This window comes from Synergistaceae bacterium (genome assembly GCA_031272035.1).
Classification (GTDB): domain Bacteria; phylum Synergistota; class Synergistia; order Synergistales; family Aminobacteriaceae; genus JAISSA01.
On the sequence record JAISUO010000088.1, the window covers coordinates 1 to 24,294 of the forward strand.

The following is a 24,294-nucleotide window of genomic DNA, read 5'->3' on the forward strand; positions in this document are numbered from 1 at the left end:
CGACCTTCGGCTTCTTTCCGCGGCTCTTCAGCCTTTCGACCTCCGAACGGACTTCCGCCTCACTGCTCTTTTACCTCTTTTGGCTCGCCTGTAATTTTGTCAAGTTGCTTACGCCTATATAGGCTCACCCTGGATTAAATCCACTATTCTTTTCCAAGGCTTTTCTCCTGTCCGGGGAGCTTTTTTATCTGCCCCTCAGAAGAGAGCGTGTGGTATATTACATCCTCAAAACCATTTTGTAAAGGTCCAAAGTTCAATTTTAAGTAAAATCCGCAGGAACTCAGGGCTGACTGTCGTCGTCCGAAAGGTCCAAAATACCTTCTTCCACGTCCAGCGGCTCGCCCGCCTCCACCGCGGTTTTATCCTCGTCGGCGTCGGGAATGGGCTGGGTGAAGCCAATCCCCTGGCTCACGGCAGCCATGATTTCCGTCACGATTTCCTGCTGCAGTTCCGGATTTTTATCCAGCATCTGAGCCACCGACTCTTTGCCCTGTCCCAGAGTCTCTCCCTTGTAAGCCAGCCAGGAGCCTCTGCGTTTGATGATCTCATAGTCCACCGCCATATCCACCACGGACACGCCCCTCGGAATTCCCTTTCCGTAAATCAGGCTGGTATGAGCCAGTCTGAAGGGAGGAGCCTGCTTGTTTTTGACGACTTTTATGTACAGCTCGTGGCCGATGGTTTCGTCGCCCTTGTCGATTTTTTTGCCTCGGCGCACCTCCAGGCGTACGGAGGAATAGAACTTCAAAGCCCTGCCTCCCGTCGTCGTTTCGGTGGGCCCCGCCCCGTACCCCGTGGAAATCACCGCCCGAAGCTGGTTGATGAAAATGACGCAGCAGTTGGTCTTCGAAACGATAGAGGTCAAACGGCGCAGCGCATAGGACATGAGGCGGGCGTGAAGGCCCATCTGACTTTCGCCGATTCTGCCGTCGATCTCCGCCTGAGGCGTCAGGGCCGCCACGGAGTCCACGACCACGACCTCCACCGCTCCGCTGCGCACCAGGGCATCCAGTACGTAAAGGGCCTGTTCGCCGCTGTCGGGCTGAGCCAGATAAAGCGACTCGATATTCACCCCGAGGGTGGCGGCAAGGCGGGGATCCAGCGCATGTTCGGCGTCGATGAAGGCGGCGGTGCCTCCCGCTTTCTGCGCCTCTGCTATGGCGTACAGGGCAACAGTGGTTTTACCCGATCCCTCGGGCCCGAATATCTCAATGATGCGCCCCTTCGGAAAACCGCCAATCCCCAGAGCCACGTCCAGCGGCAGAATACCGGACGGGATAACCTCCACATTCTTTTTGACGGTTTCTCCCAGACGCATGATAGAGCCATCGCCAAATTTACTTCGAATGTCTTCGAGCGTCTGCTCCAGCATATCTTCCTTAGTTTGCGGCCCCTTTTTTTTAACGGCCAACGGAAAACACCCCTTTTCGATTCCTTCGATTTCTTATGAATCCCGACATTTAATCCTCAAAATTTAATCCTCAAAATTCGATTCCCAAAGCTACAGTTCACACATACGCCGCCATACCTCGGAAAGGGCGACGCCAACGGCCCTCTCCCGAACAGCTTCCCGGCCGCCGGATAATTGTTTGAGGAAAGAGCGGCATTGCTTTACGCCGTTCTGTCGCGAGGCCAGAGCGAACCACACCGTGCCCACGGGTTTTTCCGCGCTGCCTCCGTCAGGCCCGGCTATTCCCGTGATCGCCACCGCGACGGAAGTTCCGTACAGTTCGAGAGCGCCACGCGCCATATATTCGGCGCAATCCCCGCTGACCGCGCCATGTCGCTCCAAAAGAAATTCGGGAACGCTCAAAACTTTTTTCTTGGCTTCGTTATGGTAAACCACGGCGCTGCCCGTGAAAACAGCCGAAATTCCAGGAAGACCGGTCAGAGATGCGCCCACAAGCCCTCCGGTGCAGGACTCCGCACAGGATACCGTCAGATTCTTTTCCAACCCCGTTTTCAGAATTGCCTGAGGCAGTGTGACGCAGCCTTCGGGAAGCGCATCGGGGCCAAAACGCTCACGCACCGCGCATGCGGCTTCTTTCACCCGTCGGGGTTCTCCCCGAATCACGAACTCCACCAGTCCAAACGAAGGAAGAATCGAAACGTGAAAGTCCGGATCCGCCGTAATATCCGCCAGTCGCTCAGCCACCAGGCTTTCCCGAACGCCGATGATTCCGACAGATTCCCATCCACGGTCACTTTGCAGCAACGGCACAATCTCCTGTCGCACCATCGCCTCGAACTCGCCGGGGACTCCCGGAAAACTCCAGACCTTCGTCCCCGCCCTCTCAAATCGAATGCCCAGCGCCGACCCCGCGGGGTTCAAAACACCCTCCGCGGCCGCTGGAACTGCCTGCTGATTCCTTTCTTCACTCACGGGGAGAGGGCAGCCCAGATATTCCGCCAGGGCCCCCCGGGTCCTGTCGTCGTGAGTAGGGCCAAGCCCCCCCGACAGAACCAGCATATCGACCTGCCCCACCCAGCGTTTCAGCGCCTCGACAATATCGGACCGGTCATCGGGGATCACCTCCGCGCGCCGCACCTTCCATCCGGCATCGTGCAGACGCCAGGCCAGAGAAGCGCAGTTGCCCTCGCGCCGGATACCGCTCAAAAGTTCATCTCCAACGGCAATCAACACGGCTGTTTTCAATTTTTGTTTTACCCCCGTTTCCTGGGTCCGGTCTTCTACAGAAATGACAGAAATAAGGTTCTCAGCCAGCCCTGATCCAGAAAAATCCATGCAATACTCTGCAAAATCAGGTTCACCAGGATGCCCCCCACAATGTCGTCCGCCATGATTCCCCAGCCCGACGACAGTTTTTCGGCCGTACACACGGGAACGGGCTTGAGAATATCGACGATACGAAAAAGAAAAAACGCCGGAATGAGGAACGAAGGAGGAAGAGCCCACAGCGACAGCCACATTCCCACCACTTCGTCGATAACGACTTCCGGAGGGTCGCTTTTTCCCGTCTCTTTCGCGTAAACGCTCGCGGCGCCCACACCAAAAGCCGCTGTCAGAAAAATGACCCACTCGTTTATGGGGAAAAGCACATACAAAACACAGGCTACAGCGGAACCTACGGTCCCCGGCATTTTTGTCAGGTACCCCGCTCCGCAGAGAGTGGCCGCCGCCTTCGCCGCATCGAACCGCCTCACGAGCGCAGTCTCCTTCCAAAGAGGTCGTACTCCGCGGCGTCCGTAATTTCGACCTCGACCAGGTCGCCGGGTTCGAGACCGGCGCCGTCTTCGATGCAGACCATGCCGTCCACCTCCGGCGCGTCCCTCCAGGAACGTCCCCAAGCCGAACAGGAGTCGAGCGCGTCCGCGTCTGAATCGTGAATCGGACTTCTCCCAGGAGTTTCAGCGCCTTCGATTTCCTCCACCAGAACCTGCAGCCGTTTTCCCACAAAGAGGGCGTTGCGTTCCTGAGATATTTCCGCCTGAAGGCTCATCAGCCGCTCGTAGCGCTCTTCTTTGATTTCATCGGGAATCTGCCCCGGCAGAAGCGCGGCTTTCGTCCCCTCCTCCGGGGAATAGAGGAACGCCCCGACGCGGTCCGGTTCCATCTCCTCCAGAAAATCGAGAACACGAGAAAACTGCTCTTCCGTTTCACCGGGAAATCCCACCATGATCGTGGTCCGAAGGGTAAACAGAGGGTTCTTTTCCCGAAGGTAACGAAATATTTTTCGGATATGAGCCGATGCGGGGCTGCGATTCATGGCGGCAAGGATGGCATCGTCAATATGCTGTATGGGAATATCCAGATAGGGAAGCACCTTTTCCTTTTCGGCAAGGAAATCCAGAAATTCGGGCGTAACGCGGTCGGGATGGAGATAGAGCAGACGCAGCCAGGTCCCTTCCGGCAGGGCGTCATCCAGAGCGCTGAGAAGGTCCCTGATGTGGGGAGTCCCGTCGATGTCTCTGCCGTACGCCGTCAGGTCCTGCCCCACGAGACAAAGCTCCTTCGCCCCGGAAGCGCAGAGAGAACGGGCCTCCTCCACCAGTTCCGGAACGGGGACGCTGCGTAAACGTCCGCGGATGAGGGGAATCGTGCAGTAGGAGCAGAAGGTGTCGCAGCCCTCCCCCACCTTCAGACAGCGGGTCCAGGGGCTGCCGTCCGGAAGGAGGCCCCGGGGAAGGCAATTTGTTGTCCGGTGAACCGGTGATGTCCCCTCGGAAAGAAAGTCGAGAATTTTATCCCGCTCTTCAGCCCCGGCCCAAAGGTCCACCGAGGGCAGTTCCCTGCGCAGGTCCGCTTCGTAACGATTGACCAGGCAGCCCGTCACGATTATTTTTTCGAGCTTCCCCCGCTCTTTCAAAGCTTCGAGGTCCAGAATGGCATCGATATTTTCTTTGACCGCATCCTGAATGAACCCGCAGGTATTGATCAACCCCGCCTGTGCGTCGTTGGAATTTCCCACGATTTTGTGCCCGCCGGCCTCCAGCAGGCCGATCAGGTGCTCGCTGTCCACACTGTTCTTGGCACAGCCCATGCTCATAAAAAATATATTCATCGACAGCCGCCCGTGGTCACTGCAATTTCTTATATGTCCCGTCCGGACTGTATTGGTAGGTTTCCGAGTTTTTAGACCCCTTTGGATTGACCACTCCCAGATCTTTGCCATTCAGCACGATTTCCACCATGTTCGGACGTCCATAGGTCACCTTCGCCGGAGAGGGCAGATCCCAGGAGACCTCCGTCCCGGATTTCAGAGTTTTGCTGAAAAGAACCTGAGTCCCGATCGTCACTTTCATCCAGACATCTCCTTTGGCCCTGAAGGCGATAAAGGGTTTTGCCGGTTCCGGTTCGGGTTCAGGCTCCAGGCTGACCGCCGGGGGAAGAATCGAGAGAGACGCATCCGCCGAAAAGAGAACGTCCCGGGAGCTCACGTCCCCGGAGACGGCGGCGTTTTCGCCTCCGCCCGGTTTTTCCGGCGTCGAGGCGTTCATGTCCTGATACTTCATGACGAGACTGCTCAACGGATTGTTTTCCCAGGAGTACCAGACATATCCCCCCGCTCCCAGCAGAACCAGAATCAGAAGGGTAAACAGCCAGAACCGGGAGGCCAGCCTGAACCCTTTTGTGGGGTAGGTGCTGTCCCCCAGAACGTTTATGGGCGTCAGGGACTGCTCTTTTCGAGATTCTCTGTTCAGCCAGGAGATGAACTCTTCCTTCAGGTCCTCGGCGCCAATGACGCCCAGGTATGTACGCACAAAACCGCGAACGTAGACCAGATCCGGAAATCCCTGATAGTTCCCCTCTTCTATTCCTCGAAGAAACTCGATACGCACACGCGTTCTTTCAAAAATATCTTCCAGAGAAAAACCGGCGCCTTCACGCCGATCTCTGGCCATGCTCCCAAGCTCCCTCAGAGCTTCATCTCGGTCCGAAGCGGGCATTGACAAGAGCCTCCTTAGCTATAATTCTCGATTCCTCCAAAAAACGGGCGGGATTTGAACTGCCGAAAACGGCGCTGCCCATGACAACAACGTCACACCCCGCGGCGACAACCTCCGCCAGATTGTCCTGATTGACGCCGCCGTCCAGCTCCGTGAGATAGCCATAACCTTCTGCGGCTCGCAGACGCACGAGATCCCGCATTTTTTCCAGAACGCTCCCCATCAGCTTCTGCCCTCCGAAACCCGGAGTCACCGACATCAGCAGCACCACATCCACCCGGTCCAGCACAAAGCAGGCCTGTTCCACGGGAGTGGCCGGCGCGAGTACGACTCCTGCCCTGAGCCCGGCCTGACGAATGCGATCCAGACGGCTGCAAAGCAGCTGAGGATCCACCTCGGCGTGAATCGTGATCTGGGAAGCTCCGGCCTCTATGCAGGCGGGCAGGACGACGTCCAGGGCATTCGTCATCAGGTGAACGTCCAGAAACGCCTCCCTGTATTTCCCGCGCAGAGCTTTCACCATCCCGGGGCCGAAGGAAATGTTCGGAACGAAATGGCCGTCCATGACGTCGAGATGCAACCAGTCGTAATTCCCCGAAAGCGACTCCACCGCGGCCTCCACATTCAAGGGATCCGCCCCCAGAACAGAAGGCGCAAACAACGTCTTACCCTTTTTCATTATACCCGTATCGTTCATATCCCAAAATCCGTTCGATCTACATATACCGGTCCTGCCAGACAAATTCACCGCCAAGGTAAATGGTCACGGCACATTCCTTCGAATAGGGGGCATCCAGCGATACATACTCTCCGCTTTTGGCCTCCCGATTCAGAAGCACTTTGGTTCCGGCGGGGTCCACCATCTCAATTTTAAGCTGCAACGGGCGAGCCAGAGGCGGCACCTGGTAGCGTATCCGCGCGATTTTCCCCCCCGCGGGCTGAAGATTCGCGGGGACTTTGGGGGGAGTCGGCGGCGTTTCCGGCTCTTTTGCGGGAGCGGTCCCCGTTCCTGGAGCCGAAGTCGTCGTACCTCCGCCGGAAGGAAGCGTTTTTTCTCCCGAAAGGGCGGGATTCTGAATCACCTGCACCACCGGTTTGCCCGTATCCGCGTTTCCCGAGGCCCTGGACGAAGTGGAAGGACTCCTGGACTCCGCCACGACCACATCGTCATAACCGGGAATTTTCACCACCACCTGGGAAGAAGGCGCGGAGGAAGGGGCGTCTCCGGAGCTTCCGGCGACGCTTTTCGGGGTTCCGGGCGTTTCCGGACGCTTTGCCGTCACCACCCTCAGCAGCACGCTCTCTCCCGCCCGCACCGTCGTGCCGGCCGCGGGACGCGTTCCCGCCACGGATCCTTCCGGTTCGTTGGGACTGTAAACCGGATCGACCCTGGCGACCTTCAGGGAATTGGCGGCGAGGATCTCCCGGGCCTGCCGCTCCGACATCCGGGCCACGTCAGGAATGACCACCCGACCCTCCCCCCCCGCGTTGACGAGAAGGTCGATCCTGGAATCCGCGGGAATGTTCGCCGGCGCCGCGGGGCTCTGTGCAATAACCGTTCCCACGGGCTGGGAATCGTCCCGAATTCGAACGATGTCTCCGATCCGGAATCCCTGGTTGCGAATGGCATCCTGCGCCCGCGCGAGGTCCAGATTGCGAACGTCGGGAACGCCCCGACGGGGTCCCCCCTGGCTGATCTGCAGAATAACGACCCCGCCCTCCCGGCGCAGCCGGACGCCCGCCTCCGGGGATTGAGTCAGCACCCGCCCCTGGGGCAGACTTGAGGGAACCCGCACCACATTCGCCGCAAGCCCCAAACGTTCCAGCGCCGCAACGGCCTCGTCGGCCGGCATGTCGCTCAGATGAGGCACCGTCACGTCGTCGACGCCGCTGAAAAACACGGTGTAGACCGCAACGGCTCCCGACGCAAAAATCACCAACACCACCAGCAAAAGTGTCCAACGAAACAATTTATCCATACCAATCAGGCCTCCGCCTTTTTCATGACGACAGAAACATAAAAACCATCCAGCCAGGGTTCCTTCGGCCAGATATATGTCCCCCACGGACGCCCGCGGCGCACGTGACTCCCCTCCCAGGAAACATCCAGGACGACACATTCCGGATGTTTCAGCAGAGCTCCTGCCACGATGTTTTCATTTTCCTGACGAAGAAGACTGCAGGTCGCATAAATTATAATACCACCGTCGGCCGTCAGCGTTAACGCCCGCTCCAGCAAAGCCGCCTGCAATTCGCAGATTTTATCCAGCCTGGCCCAGTTCAGCTTCCATTTGGACTCCGGCTTGCGGTTCCAGGTTCCGCTCCCCGAGCAGGGCGCGTCCAGAAACACCAGGGATGGACGTTCTCCCGGAGAAAGCGACAGGGCATCCCCGGCCCGCAGCGTCACTCTGGATTCCACCTTCAGGCGCTTCATTTCTCCCATCGCGGCCAGATGCCGTCCCGCGGACAACTCCCAGCATTCGAGGCGGGCTTTCGGCAGAGATTGGGCGATCTGAGCGGCCTTGACCCCGCGCCCCGAACACATGTCGAGAATGAGGCCGTTTCTCCAGAAATCCCTCGCCAGAGACGCCGCCAGCATGGAGCCCTCCGTCTGCATCGTCACCCGTCCCTCTTTGAAGCCGGGAACCAGCGAAGGCAGCGCCGTTGAAGGAAGACGCAGAGAGCCCGCAAAAAGGTCGGAAAGCTCTGTCGTCACTCCTTTTTTCTCCAGCATCTCCCGTACCTCCTCCCGTTCTTCCGGCATTGTCCGCAGGGCGGCCCGGGGAGAAAGCTGCATCAAATCGAAAAGTTCATTCAGTTCTCCGGTGTTCCAGGTTTTTTTCCAGGCCGGAAGCGACCACACGGGGATGCCGGCCCAGAGCGCGCGATCCTCCAGAATCGGGCTGCGCCGCAGTTTTTCCATCTCCTCCGCGCCCGTTTCTCCCACGCTGTGCAGAACCGCGTTCACCAGAGGAACGGCCTTCGACTCCCCTCCGGCCTTCAAAAGCTCCAAAAGAGCGTTGACCAGAACCCCTCCGGCAAAGCGGCGAAGCCCCAGCAGTCCCGCCGTCCCCAGCAGAAGACAGTCCGCTGTCTGGTGAGACGGCTTTTCTGTTTTGACGCGCCCTTTTTTCAGGCGGGAGGTGAATATCGCCGTCCAGAGAGCCTCCCGCCGCAGAGCGAGATAAACGAGAGAAGAAGCCAGGGTGAGCTCCTTCGGGGAAATTTTTGCTCCCAGCGATCGCAGTTCCTCGGAGGCAATCCCTCCGCCTCTTACGGCTCTGAGGACGACATACGCCCCTTCAATTCCACGCAACCTGCTCCTCCTGATAAATACAAAAAATGGAGTACCCGCTCCCACAGGCACTCCGTCATTCTCGCGTCCGGACGCAGCCCGAACGCTCAGAATTCCTCCGGCTAGTTTTCCCGGGAATTTCTGAGAGCCAGCAGACGAACCACCTGCATAACGGCCATCAGCGTCGCGGCCACATAGGTCCAGGCCGCCGCGTTCAAAACCCTGTGGGCCCCCTGAAGTTCATCGGGACCCAGGGCCCCTGTCTGATCCAGAATGGCGATGGCGCGGGAACTGGCGTTGTATTCCACGGGCAAAGTCACGATATGAAAAACGACGACTCCCAGGAAAAGCAGAATCCCCAGGTTCATCAGGGAGCCGCTCTGAAACAAAAATCCCATGAAAAACAGGGGAAGAGCTCCTCCCGACACCAGATTCACCACCGGCACGATATTGTTGCGCAGCGCAAGGGGAGCATATCCCACGTTGTGCTGTATCGCGTGCCCGACCTCATGGGCGGCGACGCCAATGGCCGCGATGCTGGAGCTGCCGTACACCGAATCCGACAGGCTGAGCGTCCTGTCCCGGGGGTCGTAGTGGTCCGTGAGCTGCCCGCTCACCCGGTTGACCGGCACGGAGCTCATCCCGAAACGGTCCAGCAGCATTCGGGCAACCTGGTCCGCCGTCACCCCCCGGCGCGACCTCACCCCGCTGTAATACGCAAAGGTCGACTTCACCTTCATCTGAGCCCATCCCGCAAAAAGCAGGGCGGGAATCAACAAAAGCATCGTTCGATCAAAAAACGGAAACATCAAAAAAACATCAGCCTCCTTTCACATCAAAGATCAAATCTCGAAGATCAAATCAAAATCAAAAATCAAATCAAAGAGTATTTTACCCTAATTTTAACTCTGAGTCCCGTAAAATTCTTTTATCGCGTCCACAAGACGTTCCTGCTCTTCGGGCAGGAGGCCCCCAAAGATCGGCAGGGCCAGGGATTCCCCGGCCAGACGCTCCGACTCCGGAAAATCCCCCGGCCCGTATCCCAAATCGGCGAAACACCGCTGCAGATGGAGCGGGAGCGGATAATAGACCCGGGTGCTCAGCCCCCGTTTTTCGAGATAATCCTTCAGCTGATCGCGGCGGGGCGCCCGGATAACGTACTGGTGATAAATATGGAAATTGTTCTCCAGCTCCACGGGCAGGGTCACGATGCTCAAAAGATTTTTCACGCCGAAGAACATGCGATAACGATCGGCAATGGTCCGGCGCTCGGCGTTCCACTCCTCCAGATGACTCAGCTTCACGTCCAGCACCGCGGCCTGTATGGCGTCCAGACGGCTGTTCAGGCCGACTTCCTCGTGAAAGTAGGTCGAGCCCTCTCCATGAACCCGGAGTCTTTTCAGGCGCTCGCCCCGGGCCGGGTCCACAGAGATGACCATGCCCCCGTCTCCGCAGCCTCCCAGATTTTTCGTGGGGAAGAACGAGTAACACCCCAGGTCTCCCATGACTCCGGCGCGGACGATCGCGTCGCCCGCCTTTCTCCAGGAGCCGAAAGCCTGCGCGGCATCCTCGACGATCACAACGCCCTTCTTCCTGCATGTGTCCGCGATGCGCTCAAGGGGAACCATCTGGCCAAACAGGTGAACCGGCAGAAACGCTTTCGTTTTAGGGGTGATTTTCGCGGCCGCGTCGTCCAGGTTCACGTTGTACGTCAGGGGATCGATGTCCGCAAAGACGGGCCTCGCCCCCAGCCGGACGATACAGCTCGCCGTCGCGAAAAAACTGTAGGGCGTCGTGATGACCTCGTCCCCCGGACCGACGTCGAGGGCCATCAGAGCCAGAACGAGAGCGTCCGTCCCCGATGCGCAGCCCACGGCCGTTCCCCTTCCGAGATAGCGTTCCACGTGTTCCTCGAAGGTGCAAACCTCCGCGCCCAGAATGAACGCCTGCGACTCGAACACCCGCTTCAGGGCGTCCTGAACTTCTTCCCGTATATTCGCGTACTGTCGCTTCAAATCCAGTATCGGCAACCCGCCGGCCATCACAATCTCCTCCTCGCACTCTCGCCCTCCGGCTGGTTCCCAGCTCCACGGGCCCGTCAAATAATGTTTTCCATCCAATGTTTTCCATACCAATATTTTCAAACCAACCAAATAACCCAAATAACCCAATCCAAATAATATTATCAATCATGGCCGGCGCATCATGGCACGATTCCATGTTATCATCAGAGCTCAATGAACGAAAGGACGGTACGCGAAGGATGCGGTTGTTCATTCTGCTGCTCTCCATGGGATGCGTCATTTCTTACGGTTACGCGCTGGCGGGATATATCGGATACTCGCTGGGGGCGGGACGTCCGGATTATATCGCCTGGGGGCTGACGCTGGGAACCCTTTGCGGCGGGGCCGCCCTGTGGTTCTGGAAGAAATGGCTGCCCTGCTTTTATATCGAAGAAGAGCGCGCTCATGAAGAAGAACACGCCCCCGAAAAGGAGAAGCCCCGGGACGACAGCGAAAATAAAATTTCCGGACTTTGATTTTATCCGTATCTTCATCCCAATCATCCTGCGGGTCTTTCGGGAGGGGTCTGTCTGGTATGATAATGCAGAAGCGCGTTTTGCCTTGCCTTGAATTTTATGTGAGAATTGTTTGGGAGGAGACCTTCATGCTTCGCAGGATGGCGGTGATTTTTTCCCTGGCCGCGGCGGCAGGTTTTATTTTTTGCGCAACGGCCTTCGCTTTGTCCGACGTTCGCGGTTCACGGGATCATGTCCTGTTTCCCCGACCTGCCGGGTATAAAATTATTTCGTACAAAAGCGGAAATGGTTCGTCGGAAATTCCCATCCCCGGAAACACTCTTCTTCTCTCCGGCAGACAGACTGAAATTCTTTATAAAACGGAAGGACGTCCCCTTTCCCCTTCCGCTCTGACCGAGCGTTTCCTTTCGGCTCTCCAGAAAGCCGGAGGGGAGGTCATCTTTCTGGAAAATCCGTCTCTGGGGGGACGCCGCGTTCTCGGCAGACTGCCCCGGGCCGGTCGAAACGTCTGGGTCATGCAGGATTCTCTCTCGCTGCGCCTTTTCCGGCTGCTCCTGCTGGACAGCGCGTCTGGCGGGAACCTGCCGATTTCGAGGGAGGTCAGTCCCGATATTCGCTGGGAAGAGGAGGCTCAGGCTCTGGACCTGCTGCACATCGTGGACCGCACCGGACGCGTGGAGCTTCCGGTCAAATTTGCCGCCGGGCAAACCGTTCCCCTGACGGGGTACGAATCAGACTTCAGAAAATTCGTAGCGCTGACGAAAAAAGATCCCGACCTGAACTTTCGCGTGGAGGTCTGGACGGACCCCGGAGTCGCTCCCGTGGTTCAGAGGACTCAGGCCACTCAGCGGACGGCCGCGGTCATCGACATTCTGACGCGGATGGGAGTCGAAACCGGACGTCTGACGCCGGGCGGCGCGAAGGACGAACCCACCGTACCGGTCGGATTCGTGCGGCTCACCGTGGGCGCTCCTCTCCCGGAATGACGATGACGGGAAACAGGGATAAAAATCCGGCAAACCCGCAATATTGCACAACCAGCTCCAATTATGGGAAATTTTTCCGAGCGTCGCTGAAACGACCGTTGAGATTGTCTATGTTGAGATTGTTATGTTGAGACTATTATGGATGACAGGACCATCTGGCAGCAGTTTCTGAATATTACCCGCGAAGGCGTCCTTGACGTCGACTTTGAAACCCGACGGTTCGTCTGTTCCGCGTCGCTGGCCCGGCTCCTCCGTTTGCCACCGGAAACTCTCCCTCACTCTCTGGAGCAGTGGTTCGAGCTCTGTCATCCCGACGACTACGATTCCGGAAGAGAGCTTCAGAAACGACTTTTCGAGACCGGAGACACGCAATTTGCACTGGAGCACAGGCTTTACTGCGGAGACGGGCAATACCGCCGTTTCGCCCTCGATGCCTTTTGCCTTCGGGACGAGGAGGGGCGCCCCCGGCGAATGATCGTCCTGGAGAGTCCTTTGGAGCGGGAAATCCAGGAGGACGCCACTCAAAAACCTCTTCTGCGGGAGCTTCAGGCGACGCTGACCTCCGCTCAGGAGCGGGAAAACGACCTTTTCTCCAGCCTCGCCCGCTCCAGAGCGCGATCCGCCGCGCTGGAGCGCCGGCTGCACGTGGCCGCGCAGATGCTCAATACGACCTCCGATCTCCTGTTTCATTGCAACGATGAGGGACAGACGGATTTCTTCAACGACGCCTTTGAGGCCGCGTTCTCGGCGGGTCCGGACCTTGCCCTCTGGGTGAGCGCGGTTCGCGAAGGAGCCTCCGGTCGGGGCGAGTATCAATACAAAGACCGTTACGGCAGAGTTCGCGTCCTGAAAACGGCATCCTGGCCCTCCATCCCCACAGCGGGGCATATCGGAGCCGCCACGGACGTCACCGAAATCCGGGAGATGGAAGAAGAGAGCCTGCGCCTCCGCCGTCTGATGGGACGCTTCATCCTGCAGAACGGACTGCTGCCGGAGCCCGCTGAGTGGAGTCCGGCGGAGGCCGTGGAACAGGCGGACTCCTTCGACACGGCTGAAATTTTAAAAAGCTGTCTGAACGACGCCCTCCGCTTTCTTTCCCCTGTGGCGGCCCTGGAGAGTCCCGCGCAGGACGTGCTTCTCCCCGCCCGAATATCCCAGTTCAAGGAGTTGTTGCACTTTTCCGATAGAACAGAGCTGGAGGTCGGTGTCGTCGGAATCACCAGCAGCGGGAAGTCCACCTTCATCAACGCCATGATGGGAGAACGCCTCCTGCCCGAGGAAACACGGGCCACCACCAACCTTCTGGTCCGCTGCCGCAGAGGCTCCGAACGGGCCGTCACGGTCATCACCCGGGACGGAAGGGAAAACCGCGTTTCCGGCGCAGCTCTCAATCCGGCCTGGATGGAAGAACTGACCACCGAACGACTGAACCCGGCCAACGAAAAAAACATCGAAAGACTCGAATGGACCAGTCCGGGAGCCGCGCTTCCCGATGGGCTCGTTCTCATCGACACTCCGGGGCTTGACGCCTGCGATTTTCCGGAACATTCCGAACTGGTTCTGCGCCGCCTCCTCCCCTCTCTGGACATCGTTCTTTACGTCACGTCCATACGCAATCGCTTCAAGGCCGCCGATCTGGAGCTTCTGCAAAACGCTCTGGAATCCAGTCAGAGGGTCATTTTTCTGCTTTCCCAGATCGATCTGGAGCAGGACGACACCGAGGGGGGACGGGTTGTTTTTTCCCGTCGTCAGAAGCTGTCCGACTGTATCCGCGAACTTCGCGAGGACATCGAAAACATCGCCTCCGAGAACGGGTCTCTCAAAAATTCCGCCGTCGTCCCCGTATCGTCGAAACTGGCGTCGGCTTACTTTTACGACAGAAGTTCCCCGGCCTGGGCCGCGTCGAACTTCGGCCCGCTGATTCGCCAGATGGAAACGTTCCGGGACAATCTGGAGAGATGCGGAATCGCGACCTGCGCCCGGCGTCTCATGACGTTCCTGTCCCGCACCGCCTCCGATCTCGGACTGATCCTGGGAGGAGCCGGAGCGGAGCAGATGGAGGCCGAAGGAGCGGCCCGTCTCGAAAGAATCCGCGAACTCCGGGACGCCCACCGATGGACCAGCGCGGAGGTGTCGGCCGTACGCAACGAATGGCGCCGTCTTCTCGACGCCGAATATCACCTGCAAAATCTCGGAAAGGAACTGGAGAAGGGCGGCCCCCTCAAAGTCGTCAGGGAAAGCTACGAGCGATGGGGGGAAGAATGCGCCGCTCTGGCCTCCCGAATGACGGCGCGGATGGACAGAGCCCGCATGTCCTGCCGTGAAATCCTCCTCAAACTGGGCATCGCTTTTCAGGGACGAGGAGGCGAAGCGCCCGAAATCAGCGGGGAACTGCCCGAATTTTACGGATACGTGCGGCACGAAACCCGGCAGGTGCAAACCCGGGGATGGTTCGAAAGCCTCCAGTTCTGGCCGAGGTATCAACTTTTTTTCCGGCAGAACGTGGACAGGGACAAACTGCTCTCCAGCCTGCAGCACCTGCTGAAGGAGCGACTGCACGTTTTGAACGAATACCTCACCTGGTGGGAAAATGCCATGCGCGAGGACTGGTGCGAGCCCCTTTGCAGAGAACTGGAGCGGGAAGAAACCGCTCTGAACGACATCCGGAGAATTGCGGCGGACGTCTCCGTCTCCCGTTCTTCGCTGCGCACGGCGCTGTCGGGAATACGGGAACTGGAGGGCCGGGTGCGGAACATCATGCCGGAACTCTCTCTTCCCGACATCGATCCCGACGACCTGTTCCCCGACGACCTGTTCGACCGTTTCGACGCATTGAAGGATTCCGGCGAAGCTCCGGAGGAGGACGACGCCTCCGAAAACGTCTTCGGAGAGCTTTTCGCCCCGCTTCTGGCGGCGTTCCGGGAACAGGATATTCAGTCGCGATTTCTGAAAACGGAAGCTCTGCGGGGACGCGGAAAAATCGTACTTCTGGGATTGCGCCGGCACGACTCTCTGCGCTTCCTCTCGCGGCTGGCCCACGACGTTTTCTTCTTCGATGCCGGGCGGACGGAAACTGACGAGCGGGACTGGATTTTCTGCGGCAGGGAAGTTCCCGCGGCTCTGCCTCACGTTCAAATCGAAGCTCCGGACACGGCCCTGAGCGAAATGGAAATTCTCCTGGCCCCCGGCGACGGCCTGTGCGGTTCTCCGGACGTTTCTCCCATCGACTGGGACTCCCTTTTCTCGGAGTGGACTCCCGTCGTCCACCTGGACGCAGCCCGCATCGACTCGGGACTGTCCGACCTGGCCCGGGCCCCCTACGCGACGGCCCTGCTGCGTTCCGAAGGGTGGGTCGCCGCCTCCGGTCAGGGGGCTCTTTTCAACGGACGCCTGGCGGACCTGCTGCAGGACGTGCCCGACCGGATGGACGACTTCCTGCGCAAACGGGGCGGTCATGCCCGCCCGGACTGGTTTATCTATGAAAATTATGACGCCCGTTATTCTGATTTTCTGCTGTGGGGACGGGAAATTCTGGCTCTGCCTGAAATGGACGCATCCGCCGGAGGCAGCCTCCTCCTCGACAGATGGACCCGCGAAGGATATGATTTCATTCCCCCGTTTTCCGAACATCGGCTCAGGCGCGCCGTGGAGGGCGCTCTGTACAGAAAACGCGGCGAGTGGAAAAGGAGTGACACAGATTGAAAGACGATCTGAAGAATAATCTGAAGGACGATCTGAAAGAGAATCCCAAAGAAAACTCAAAGGAAAATTTAAAAAAAGACGCCAAAAGCGAACGCCCCCTCGATCACACTGCCGCGCGCCTTGTGGCGGAACTGGCGGCAGCCCTTCTGCCCCGACTGCAGGACTCCGTCTCCGAAGAACTTTCGGAGCTGCTGGAATCTCTGCCTGGCCGGGCCAACGAGAGCATGGAGAAAACGCTTCTGTCTCTGAATCGGGTTAAAGATACCGCCGACCGGATGGGAGACCTGCTGGATGGAGTGAAGGCGTCTCTGGAGCAGATGACGGAGGGCGCTTTCAGAGGTCTGGACCGCCTGCCGGGGCAGTTGGAATCTCTGTCAGCGCAAATACAAAACACCGACGATCGGGCGGGAGAGATGAGAGAGACCCTTCAGTCCTTCGTGCAAACCATCTCCGCCTGGGAAGGAGTTCTGAAGGCCGACGGACGGGCTCACACCCGAGAGCTGAGTGAATTATCCGCCGAGATACTGGAAATATTGAAGGATACCCAGACCGCGCTGCTCCGGACTCTGAAGGAAACCTCGGACAGAGAAGCGGCACGTCACGATGCCCAAACGGAGCAGCTGCTGCTGAAAAACAGCGACTATATTATCCAAAAGCTGACATATTTTGAAAAAAAATTAATTTTTGCGACCGGATTTTTCGCGGTAATTACGTGTGTGGTCCTTTCAGTCCTTGCTACAATATTGCTCAGGTAAACTGAACAAATCATATAAACTTACGAGAGGTGATAAGGACATGCAGATGCAAAACACGGTGACGGTTTCGGGACTTTTGCACCACGTCAGAACGGACAAGAAAAGCGACAGGTATTTTCCCTTTTCCATCAGACAGGAAACACCCTGGAACGACGGCTCCACACGCAGAGATTTCCTGCTTTCCAGAGCTTTTCTGCCGGAAATTCAAAGTCAGGTAAAAGCTCTCCCCGAGGGGACGCCTCTGAAAGTCCGAGGAGTGCTCCAGACCTCTCTCGGCAGTGGAGAAATGTACATACACGTGGAAGAAATCCACAAAATCTCCTGATCTGAAGTTTCGCTGAAAGCAAACTGGTATAGGCCTCCGGACTTTGAACCTGCGGGGGACTCTTTACATTGCACTTTTTTCGCCGCATAATTACAGGACGACAGGATAATATTTTGAGATCTCTTGCCTCACGCAGGCGGAAAAGTGGGTGTACAGGTGTTGAACTGGGAAAACAGCGTCAGAATATCGGGAAAGGTTCATTTCCTGAGGGGGCAGTCCGAAGGAGAAAGCGGAACGGGGAAATACGTCCAGTTTGCCATTCGGCAGGAACACGCGTCGGAAGACGGAACGACCCGTCGGGATTTTTTGATCGTGCGCGTGTACGACGAGTCTCTTCGTAAATTGCTGCTGGCAAAGCAGGAGGATGACGAAGTGATCGTCGAGGGAACGTTGCGTTCATCCCGCGGCAGCGGTGTCAACTACGTCCGTTGCGCCTCTATCGAGTAAGTTCAGAATGACCCTGAAGGAGGATGGATCAGAACCGCATCCTCCTTTTAATTCATCAATTCTTAAACAGACCTTAAAACGGGCAGCGCGTCTCCACTGAGTTTAAAGCAGTGTTTTCAGCGCCTTGATAGCCTCTTCGTAGGCCGGAGCGTTCGTTTGTTCGGAGACAATCTGAACGTAACGGACGATGTTTTGTTTGTCGATGATGAAGATGGACCGCGCCAGCAGGCGCAGCTCTTTCATCAGGACGCCGTATCCCCGCCCGAAGGAGGCCTCCCTGTGATCCGACAGCGCCACGGCCTTCTCAATGTCCTTTGTCGCGCAGAAGCGTCCAATTGCAAAAGGAAGGTCCATGCTGACGTTTAAAACGACCACGTCGCCCGGTTCTTTGGCCGCGTCCTCATTGAACCAGTGAATCTGCAGATCACAGACCGGCGTGTCCAGTGAAGGCGTCACGGAGATGACTTTGATTTTTCCTTCGAAATCCTTCAGCGTTTTGGGCGTCAGCTTCGCGTCCAAAAGCGTAAAATCGGGGGCCTTATCCCCCACCTTCAGCTCATTGCCCTCCAGCGTCATCGGATTACCGCCCATCGTTACCCTGCGTTCCATATTCACTCAAACCCCTTTCTGTACGGCAGTGCCCTGCAAGTCCGGCAAAACCGTCTCCACGAAAATATAACAGAATATACGACAATACAGGGTCCTTTCAGGCTCCGTATTTTTGCTCAAAACACTGGATTTCGAGGTATCAGAAGCAATGTTGACAACACTAGTCGTTTATGATATTTTAATACATATTATTTTTATAAGTATAATATTTAATAGTTAATTTATATTTAATTGACAGCGAGGTGAGCGCAATGACTATTTCTGAAATTGCATCTGTATTGGGACATGATTGGGTTCGACCGGTTCTGTGTATGTGTACGGCGCGCGGATCTTCGCCCGGGAGAGTCGGCGTCCGGCCGTGTATTCCTTGAGAGGGCGAGGATCCCTGTTTGGCCAGGGGTCCTTTTTTTTTGCGCTCTTCAGCCCCTGAATACCTGAAGCAACTCAATAGTCATAAAATCATGAAACAATAATGAATAAGGAGAATGACATGATGAAAAGAGCACAGATACCTCTTATCGGGAAAACGGTTCTGTTTGTTTTTGCATTGGCCGCGGTGCTTTGCGCGTTTTCCGCGCCCGTTCAGGCCGCGCCTGTCAAATTCGTGGTGGCCGACGCGCAGACGACCCATCATCTCAACCTGTACGTGGCCAAAGAACTGGGTATTTTCGAGAAATACGGACTGGACGTGGTCATCGAGAACGTGACGGACAACGCCGCCGCACGGGATCTGGTGGTTTCCGGCGGAGCCGACATCTTCTGGTCCTGCCCCACCGTGGCCATCGCGGCCATAGCCAACGGAGCCCCCATCAAAACCATCGCCCAGGTCAAACGGCCCTGCACGTCGGTGCTGCTGGTGGAGCCAGACTCTCCCATCAAAACCTTCGCGGACCTGAAAGACAGGGAAATCGCCGGAATCTCTCCCACCTGCGAGGCAGTCATCTCCCTGACGGTGAAAGCCAATGAGGCCGGAGGGGCGTTCAACCTGCAAAAACTGGCAGGCGGTCCGGCCATCGCGGCGCTGAAAGCGAAAAGCGTGGATGGCGCGATACTGGAAGAACCCCACGTCAGCATCGCGGAGCTGCAGGGGTACAAAGTAGTGTTCCCGGATGTTTCCGCCAAAATTCCGTGCCGCACCATCAACGTCAGCGACAGGGTTCTGGCCGCCAATACCGAAGCACTCAGGGCTTTTGTAAGGGCCGTGGACGAGGCGGACAAAATCATCCTCGCAAACCCCGTCGCGGGCAACATCGTGGACATCGCCGTGCGCTACACCGGCGCGCCCAAAGAAGCCATCATTCACGGCAACAACCGCCTGAAGTTCACGAACATTCTGGACACAGCTGGGCTCAAACTTCTGGGCGACGAACTGGTACAACTGGGAAACATCAAAGAAAATCCCGGAGAGAAGCTGTTCGCCGAGGCTTTCAGGGGCGTCACCTGGTGGTGAAAAAAAGCGCGATGTCATGAGAGAGGGCCGCCGGACATGAACCCGAAGTCAAAAAGACGCTGCGGATTTTTATTGGCCGCGTTTGCCGCGGCGGTTCTCTTTGGAGTTTACGCGTTCCGTCCGCGGAGCGAACCTCCGTTCCGAATCGGACACAGCGGGGCCAACCTGCCTGCAGCCCTTTATCTGGCTTCAGAAGAACAGGACTGGAAACGGGGATTCGAGGCGTCCAGGTTCGGCTCTGGCTCTGACGTGGGGTACGCGCTTCTCTCCGGAGGGCTGGACGCCGGTTTCGTGGATATCGAAAAGGTCAGGAGCCTGGAAAAACTGCCTGGGTTCGGCAACCTGACCGCTCTTGGCCGCATCACGTTCCCTTACGGCGCCGCGCTTGTACTGCGAAGGGGGTTGAATTTGCGGCTGAGGGAGCTGGGGAACATCAGGATCGCCGTCACGTCGCCGCAGTGCGTGCTGCTCAGGGCGTTCCAGAAGGACGCGGAACGGCTGAAGGCGGATATTTCCGGCGTTGTCTACGAATATATGCCTTTTGACGCCATGATTCCGGCGCTGGAGGCGAAGGAGGCCGACGCGGCGGTCATCAAGGGCGCTTTTGCGGTGGCGGCGCTGCATCAGGGACATTCCATCCTTTATCAGGACTGGGAGGTCAGACCAGGCGACGAGTGCTGCCCGGCCATCGTGGATCAGGCAGTGCAGGTGCTGCTGGCGCGGAAGGAACTGCAGAAAAAGGGCGAAGAGCTGGTCACTCGCCTCCTGAACGCGGAACAAAAAGGGCCAAAAGCTCTGAGGCAGGCAATCGCCCGCAGCACTTCCATCCCCCTCGCGCTGCTGGAGGGGCAGCCCGTTCCCGAGTTCAACAGGGCGGACGACAATCTTGTGGCCCTTTTGACAGAATTTTTGGACGAGCAGGGCATACGCGTTCCCGACGACGACGACGATGATGAAAAAAACGATGAAGAAAAAGATGGAGAAAAAGATGACGACGACGGCAAACAGGGGTCTTGAACCGTGAGACGTTATGAAACCAGAGGGGCAAGGCTGGTTCTCCGGGAACTGGGGTATTTTCTCAAAAACGCCCTGGGCAGTATCTTTTCGTGGGAATTTCTCTCCGTTTTCGTGCCTCTCCTGGTTTTATGGGAGCTTCTGCCTCGCTGGGGCGTGGTCCCCAAAGTGTTGGTCCCGCCTCTCAGCACCGTCGCGGTTACGTTCTGGGAGCTGCTGACCAGGGGCAGGCTGCTGGTTCACATCGCCTGCAGTCTCGGCAAGTTCTTCCTCGGGCTGGGAATCGCCGTGCTGACGGCCATCCCCACAGGGATTCTCATGGGATGGAACCTGGCGATACGCAAACGGCTGCTTCCCCTGTTCCAGCTTTTGTCGCCCGTTCCCCCTCCGGCATGGGTTCCCATCACCATCATCATTTTCGGCATCGGCCTGCCCATGCAGACGTTTCTGATCTTTATCGGGGCGTTTTATCCCATTCTGTTCAACACGTATCAGGCCGTGAAGGACACGGAACCGCGCTACCTGGGCTCTGCCCGCGTGTTCGGCGCAAGCGAACTGACTTTGATTCTCCACGTGTATATATGGCACGCCATCGGCTCCATCATCATGAGCGTCAAGACGGGAGTCGCCATGGGCCTGGTGATGCTGGTCATCGCGGAGATGTACGGAGGCCGCACGGGGCTGGGCTACCTGTTGGTGGAGGCGAAGGAATTTTTCCAAATACCGGTGATGGTGGTCTGCATGGTGGTTCTGGGCGTCATCGGCTGGTTCCTGATCGAGGTCCTGAAATTTCTGGAACTCAAGCTCTCCGTGTGGAAAGTGGGCCGGTAACGCCATGATCGAAGCCCGGGGACTCACCAAATTTTTCTCCATCGTCAACGAGGACCGCACGGCAGACGGGGTGACAGCCCTGCTTTCCGTGTCGCTTAAGATACCCGATGGGGCCATCGTCAGCATTTTAGGCCCGTCGGGCAGCGGAAAATCCACTTTTCTGGAACTCCTTGCGGGCCTGCAGGCTCCAACGGAAGGAGAGGTGTACATCGACGGCGTGAGGGTGCTGGAACCTCTACCGGCCACCCGTAAGGAGATGGAGGATTATCGGCGCAAATATCAGTTTTTGTCTCCTTTGGCCAACGGTTTGTTCCGAGACAGGCCGAAACACGACATCGCCATGATATTTCAGGATTACGCCGTTTTTCCCTGGATGACCGCGCTGCAAAACGTGACGTTTCCGCTGAAGCTGCGCGGTCTGCCGAAGGAGGGGAGAGAGGAACACGCCATCGCCTTTTTGAAGAAAGTGGGGCTGGGGGACTCGCTCTCCAAATATCCCTCCCAGCTCTCGGGCGGGATGAGGCAGCGTCTGGCTCTGGCCCGGGCCCTGGCGGTGGAGCCCAAAATCATCCTGATGGACGAGCCTTTCGCCGCGGTGGACACCATCACCCGGGAGCGTTTGCAGGATGACCTTCTGCGCCTGTGGCGGGATACGGGCATAACGATTGTACTCGTCACTCACGACACGGACGAGGCTCTCTACCTCTCCGACGAGATCGTGATCTTCTCCCCGCAGCCCGGCTCCGTGCGGAACACATTCACCGTCGACGCGCCCCGCCCGCGCCGGCGCAGCGATTCTCAGGCACTGAAGCGGCGCATCGACGCGCTGTTCAAATACGACATCGACCACGAAAGCGAGTATTCAATATGATTGATGAAAAAGGCGGTAGACGGGAAACGCAGGGGTTTTTCCGTGGAAGAATCTACGACAACGTCACGGAGGCCATCGGGAACACGCCGCTGGTACGACTGGCAAAAATTGGAGCGGGGCTGCCCGGCGTTATTTTGGGCAAGGTGGAGTCCTTCAACCCCCTGAACAGCGTCAAATGCCGCATCGGCGCGGCCATGCTGACGGCGGCGGAGCGGGACGGGAAGCTGAAACCGGGAGGGACCGTCATTGAGCCCACCAGCGGCAACACGGGCATCGGGCTGGCGTTCGCCTGCTCCTTCCGCGGTTACAAACTGATACTGACCATGCCCGAAACCATGTCCATTGAGCGACGCAGACTGGCTCGGATGCTGGGTGCGGATTTGGTGCTGACCCCAGGCAGCGACGGCATGGACGGCGCGGTGAAGAAGGCGCGGGAACTCACCGCCCAGATCCGGGACAGCTTTATGCCCCTTCAGTTCGAGAACCCCGCCAACCCTCAGGCTCACCGGGAAACCACCGCCGAGGAAATCTGGCGCGACACGGGCGGCAACGTGGACGTGTTCGTGGCGGGAGTGGGGACGGGCGGCACCATCACGGGCGTGGGCGAGGTGCTGAAAGCCCGCAGAAAAGACGTGCGGGTCGTGGCGGTGGAGCCGGACGCGTCTCCCGTCCTCTCCGGCGGACGTCCGGGCCCTCATCGCATCCAGGGCATCGGAGCGGGTTTTATCCCTAAAGTGCTGAACCGTTCCCTGTTGGATGAAATCGTGCGGGTGACCAACGACGACGCGTTCAACACCGCCCGTGACGTGGCCCACAAAGAGGGTATTCTCGTGGGGATCTCCGCAGGGGCGGCGGTTTGGGCGGCCCTTCAGCTCGCCGCGCGGGAGGAAAACAGGGGAAAGAACATCGTCGTCATCCTGCCGGACTCCGGAGAACGCTATCTCTCCACCCCGCTGTCGAACGCGGAAGAGTGACAAAGATTAAGAAAAGAAAAGGACATTTTTTACGTAAAGGTCAGGAAAAAATACAGGAGGTTTTATCATGAAAAAAACAGCAATGGCAGTTTTCGGAAAAACGATGACGAAAGGACGTTTGTTTTTTTCAGGCGTTCTGGTGATATTCGCCGTTCTCACGGCGGGCTTTCTGTCCGCGCTGCCTGCCGCCGCTTCGGAAGTCGTGGAATTCAGGTATCCCGAATGGGTCTATTACGACCTCATCTATCTGGCGGACGACCTGGGGTACTTCAGGGACGCCGGCGTGAAACCGAAGTACGTGGGCCAGATAGCCGCCGGTCAGATGATCCCCGCTCTCACCACGGGCGACCTGGACGTGGCAAACCGGCACACGCCCCTGGTGATCGCGGCCGTGGCGTCGGGCGCGGACATCAAAATTTTCGCGGCAGGCAGCAAGTCCACCCAAAAAGACCCTCACATGAAATACTTCGTGCGCGCTGACTCCCCCATCCGGTCGATCGAAGATTTCGGGGGCAAAACGCTGGGCATCAACAGCTTCGGCGCGTGCTCCGAGTTCGTCACAAAGAAATACGCCCAGGACAACGGTATCGATCCGACCTCGATCCGCATGATAACGGCGCCGGACTCGGAACAGGAAGTGCCGCTTCTGCGGGGCGACACCGACGTGGCCATCATTCACCCCCTGTCGTCAGGGCGGGCCAGCGCCAACACGAAGGACTTCCGCCTCCTGTTCAGCGACTGGGACATCGACGGCGGCATCAGCGGCATGTGCCCCTACTCCGTGAGCGGTGAATTCCTGAAAAAACACCCTGACGCCGTAAAAGAACTGACGGCGATTCTCTCCAGAGCCGCTCAGTGGAACAACACCCACCGAGAGGAGGCCCGCCAGCTCATGGCGAAGCGGTTCGGCTTCAAGCTCGAAGAGGCCGAGATGTTCGAATTCTACGAAGATCAAAAAATTCCGCTCAGAAACATCGAATACTGGATCGACCGCCTCGAAGCCGAAAAAAAGATCGCAGCCGGGGAAATCAAGGCGTCTCAGGTGTACACAAACGACTACAACCCCGCAAACTGAAAGTCCGAAAAA

The 24,294-nt window shown here is 57.7% G+C and carries 23 protein-coding genes; 12 read left to right on the forward strand and 11 right to left on the reverse strand.

The window, feature by feature from the left end:
* Positions 1-280: 280 nt before the first annotated feature.
* The 10 genes from recA to LBR61_10295 form a co-directional block, all read right to left on the reverse strand.
* A complete protein-coding gene (gene recA, locus LBR61_10250) occupies positions 281-1,372 on the reverse strand; it encodes a recombinase RecA (GenBank protein ID MDR1732457.1) in 1,092 nt (363 codons plus the stop codon).
* Positions 1,373-1,501: 129 nt separating this feature from the next.
* A complete protein-coding gene (locus LBR61_10255) occupies positions 1,502-2,656 on the reverse strand; it encodes a nicotinamide-nucleotide amidohydrolase family protein (protein MDR1732458.1) in 1,155 nt (384 codons plus the stop codon).
* Between the two features lie 35 nt (positions 2,657-2,691).
* Complete coding sequence (locus LBR61_10260) at positions 2,692-3,165, reverse strand: phosphatidylglycerophosphatase A (GenBank protein ID MDR1732459.1); 474 nt, start codon at positions 3,163-3,165, stop codon at positions 2,692-2,694.
* Positions 3,162-4,523, reverse strand: a complete 1,362-nt coding sequence (rimO, locus tag LBR61_10265; protein ID MDR1732460.1) for a 30S ribosomal protein S12 methylthiotransferase RimO — start codon at positions 4,521-4,523, stop codon at positions 3,162-3,164. The genes LBR61_10260 and rimO overlap by 4 nt, the downstream gene beginning before the upstream one ends.
* Positions 4,524-4,539: 16 nt before the next feature.
* Entirely contained in the window at positions 4,540-5,409 is an 870-nt protein-coding gene (locus LBR61_10270) for a DUF4115 domain-containing protein (protein MDR1732461.1), read from the reverse strand.
* Positions 5,387-6,106, reverse strand: coding sequence for a ribulose-phosphate 3-epimerase (locus tag LBR61_10275; protein ID MDR1732462.1), 720 nt, complete (start codon positions 6,104-6,106; stop codon positions 5,387-5,389). Before LBR61_10275 ends, LBR61_10270 begins: the two co-directional genes overlap by 23 nt.
* Before the next feature lie 19 nt (positions 6,107-6,125).
* Entirely contained in the window at positions 6,126-7,388 is a 1,263-nt protein-coding gene (locus LBR61_10280; protein MDR1732463.1) for a PASTA domain-containing protein, read from the reverse strand.
* A 5-nt stretch (positions 7,389-7,393) separates the two neighbouring features.
* Positions 7,394-8,725 (reverse strand): RsmB/NOP family class I SAM-dependent RNA methyltransferase, encoded by a 1,332-nt coding sequence (locus LBR61_10285; GenBank protein ID MDR1732464.1) that lies wholly within the window; start codon positions 8,723-8,725, stop codon positions 7,394-7,396.
* Positions 8,726-8,826: 101 nt separating this feature from the next.
* Positions 8,827-9,513, reverse strand: coding sequence for a zinc metallopeptidase (locus LBR61_10290; protein MDR1732465.1), 687 nt, complete (start codon positions 9,511-9,513; stop codon positions 8,827-8,829).
* 93 nt (positions 9,514-9,606) lie between these two features.
* The gene (locus LBR61_10295; GenBank protein MDR1732466.1) at positions 9,607-10,746 is read right to left on the reverse strand and encodes a DegT/DnrJ/EryC1/StrS family aminotransferase; all 1,140 of its coding nucleotides are present in this window, start codon (positions 10,744-10,746) and stop codon (positions 9,607-9,609) included.
* A 221-nt stretch (positions 10,747-10,967) separates the two neighbouring features.
* Between LBR61_10295 and LBR61_10300 the strand changes: the two genes are divergently transcribed.
* From LBR61_10300 to LBR61_10325, 6 genes are all read left to right on the forward strand, one after another.
* Positions 10,968-11,243, forward strand: a complete 276-nt coding sequence (locus LBR61_10300) for a hypothetical protein (GenBank protein ID MDR1732467.1) — start codon at positions 10,968-10,970, stop codon at positions 11,241-11,243.
* Positions 11,244-11,371: 128 nt separating this feature from the next.
* The gene (locus LBR61_10305; GenBank protein ID MDR1732468.1) at positions 11,372-12,229 is read left to right on the forward strand and encodes a hypothetical protein; all 858 of its coding nucleotides are present in this window, start codon (positions 11,372-11,374) and stop codon (positions 12,227-12,229) included.
* Positions 12,230-12,367: 138 nt separating this feature from the next.
* Positions 12,368-15,931: a dynamin family protein gene (locus tag LBR61_10310; protein MDR1732469.1), complete on the forward strand. Its 3,564-nt coding sequence runs from the start codon at positions 12,368-12,370 to the stop codon at positions 15,929-15,931.
* Positions 15,928-16,686, forward strand: coding sequence for a hypothetical protein (locus LBR61_10315; GenBank protein MDR1732470.1), 759 nt, complete (start codon positions 15,928-15,930; stop codon positions 16,684-16,686). The genes LBR61_10310 and LBR61_10315 overlap by 4 nt, the downstream gene beginning before the upstream one ends.
* Before the next feature lie 40 nt (positions 16,687-16,726).
* On the forward strand, positions 16,727-17,011 hold the full coding sequence (locus LBR61_10320; GenBank protein MDR1732471.1) for a DNA-binding protein: 285 nt from the start codon (positions 16,727-16,729) through the stop codon (positions 17,009-17,011).
* Between the two features lie 144 nt (positions 17,012-17,155).
* Entirely contained in the window at positions 17,156-17,458 is a 303-nt protein-coding gene (locus LBR61_10325; protein ID MDR1732472.1) for a DNA-binding protein, read from the forward strand.
* A 102-nt stretch (positions 17,459-17,560) separates the two neighbouring features.
* On the opposite strand, the gene tpx is transcribed toward LBR61_10325, so the two are convergent.
* Positions 17,561-18,067: a thiol peroxidase gene (gene tpx, locus LBR61_10330; GenBank protein ID MDR1732473.1), complete on the reverse strand. Its 507-nt coding sequence runs from the start codon at positions 18,065-18,067 to the stop codon at positions 17,561-17,563.
* A gap of 490 nt (positions 18,068-18,557) precedes the next feature.
* On the opposite strand from tpx, the gene LBR61_10335 reads away from it, so the two are divergent.
* The 6 genes from LBR61_10335 to LBR61_10360 all read left to right on the forward strand — a co-directional run bounded on the left by LBR61_10335 (position 18,558) and on the right by LBR61_10360 (position 24,282).
* Positions 18,558-19,517, forward strand: a complete 960-nt coding sequence (locus tag LBR61_10335; protein MDR1732474.1) for an ABC transporter substrate-binding protein — start codon at positions 18,558-18,560, stop codon at positions 19,515-19,517.
* Between the two features lie 36 nt (positions 19,518-19,553).
* Positions 19,554-20,534, forward strand: coding sequence for a hypothetical protein (locus tag LBR61_10340; GenBank protein MDR1732475.1), 981 nt, complete (start codon positions 19,554-19,556; stop codon positions 20,532-20,534).
* Positions 20,535-20,537: 3 nt separating this feature from the next.
* Complete coding sequence (locus LBR61_10345) at positions 20,538-21,362, forward strand: ABC transporter permease (GenBank protein MDR1732476.1); 825 nt, start codon at positions 20,538-20,540, stop codon at positions 21,360-21,362.
* A gap of 4 nt (positions 21,363-21,366) precedes the next feature.
* Positions 21,367-22,233, forward strand: a complete 867-nt coding sequence (locus tag LBR61_10350; protein ID MDR1732477.1) for an ABC transporter ATP-binding protein — start codon at positions 21,367-21,369, stop codon at positions 22,231-22,233.
* Positions 22,230-23,207, forward strand: a complete 978-nt coding sequence (gene cysK / locus LBR61_10355; GenBank protein MDR1732478.1) for a cysteine synthase A — start codon at positions 22,230-22,232, stop codon at positions 23,205-23,207. The genes LBR61_10350 and cysK overlap by 4 nt, the downstream gene beginning before the upstream one ends.
* Positions 23,208-23,274: 67 nt before the next feature.
* Complete coding sequence (locus tag LBR61_10360) at positions 23,275-24,282, forward strand: ABC transporter substrate-binding protein (GenBank protein MDR1732479.1); 1,008 nt, start codon at positions 23,275-23,277, stop codon at positions 24,280-24,282.
* Positions 24,283-24,294 lie beyond the last annotated feature (12 nt).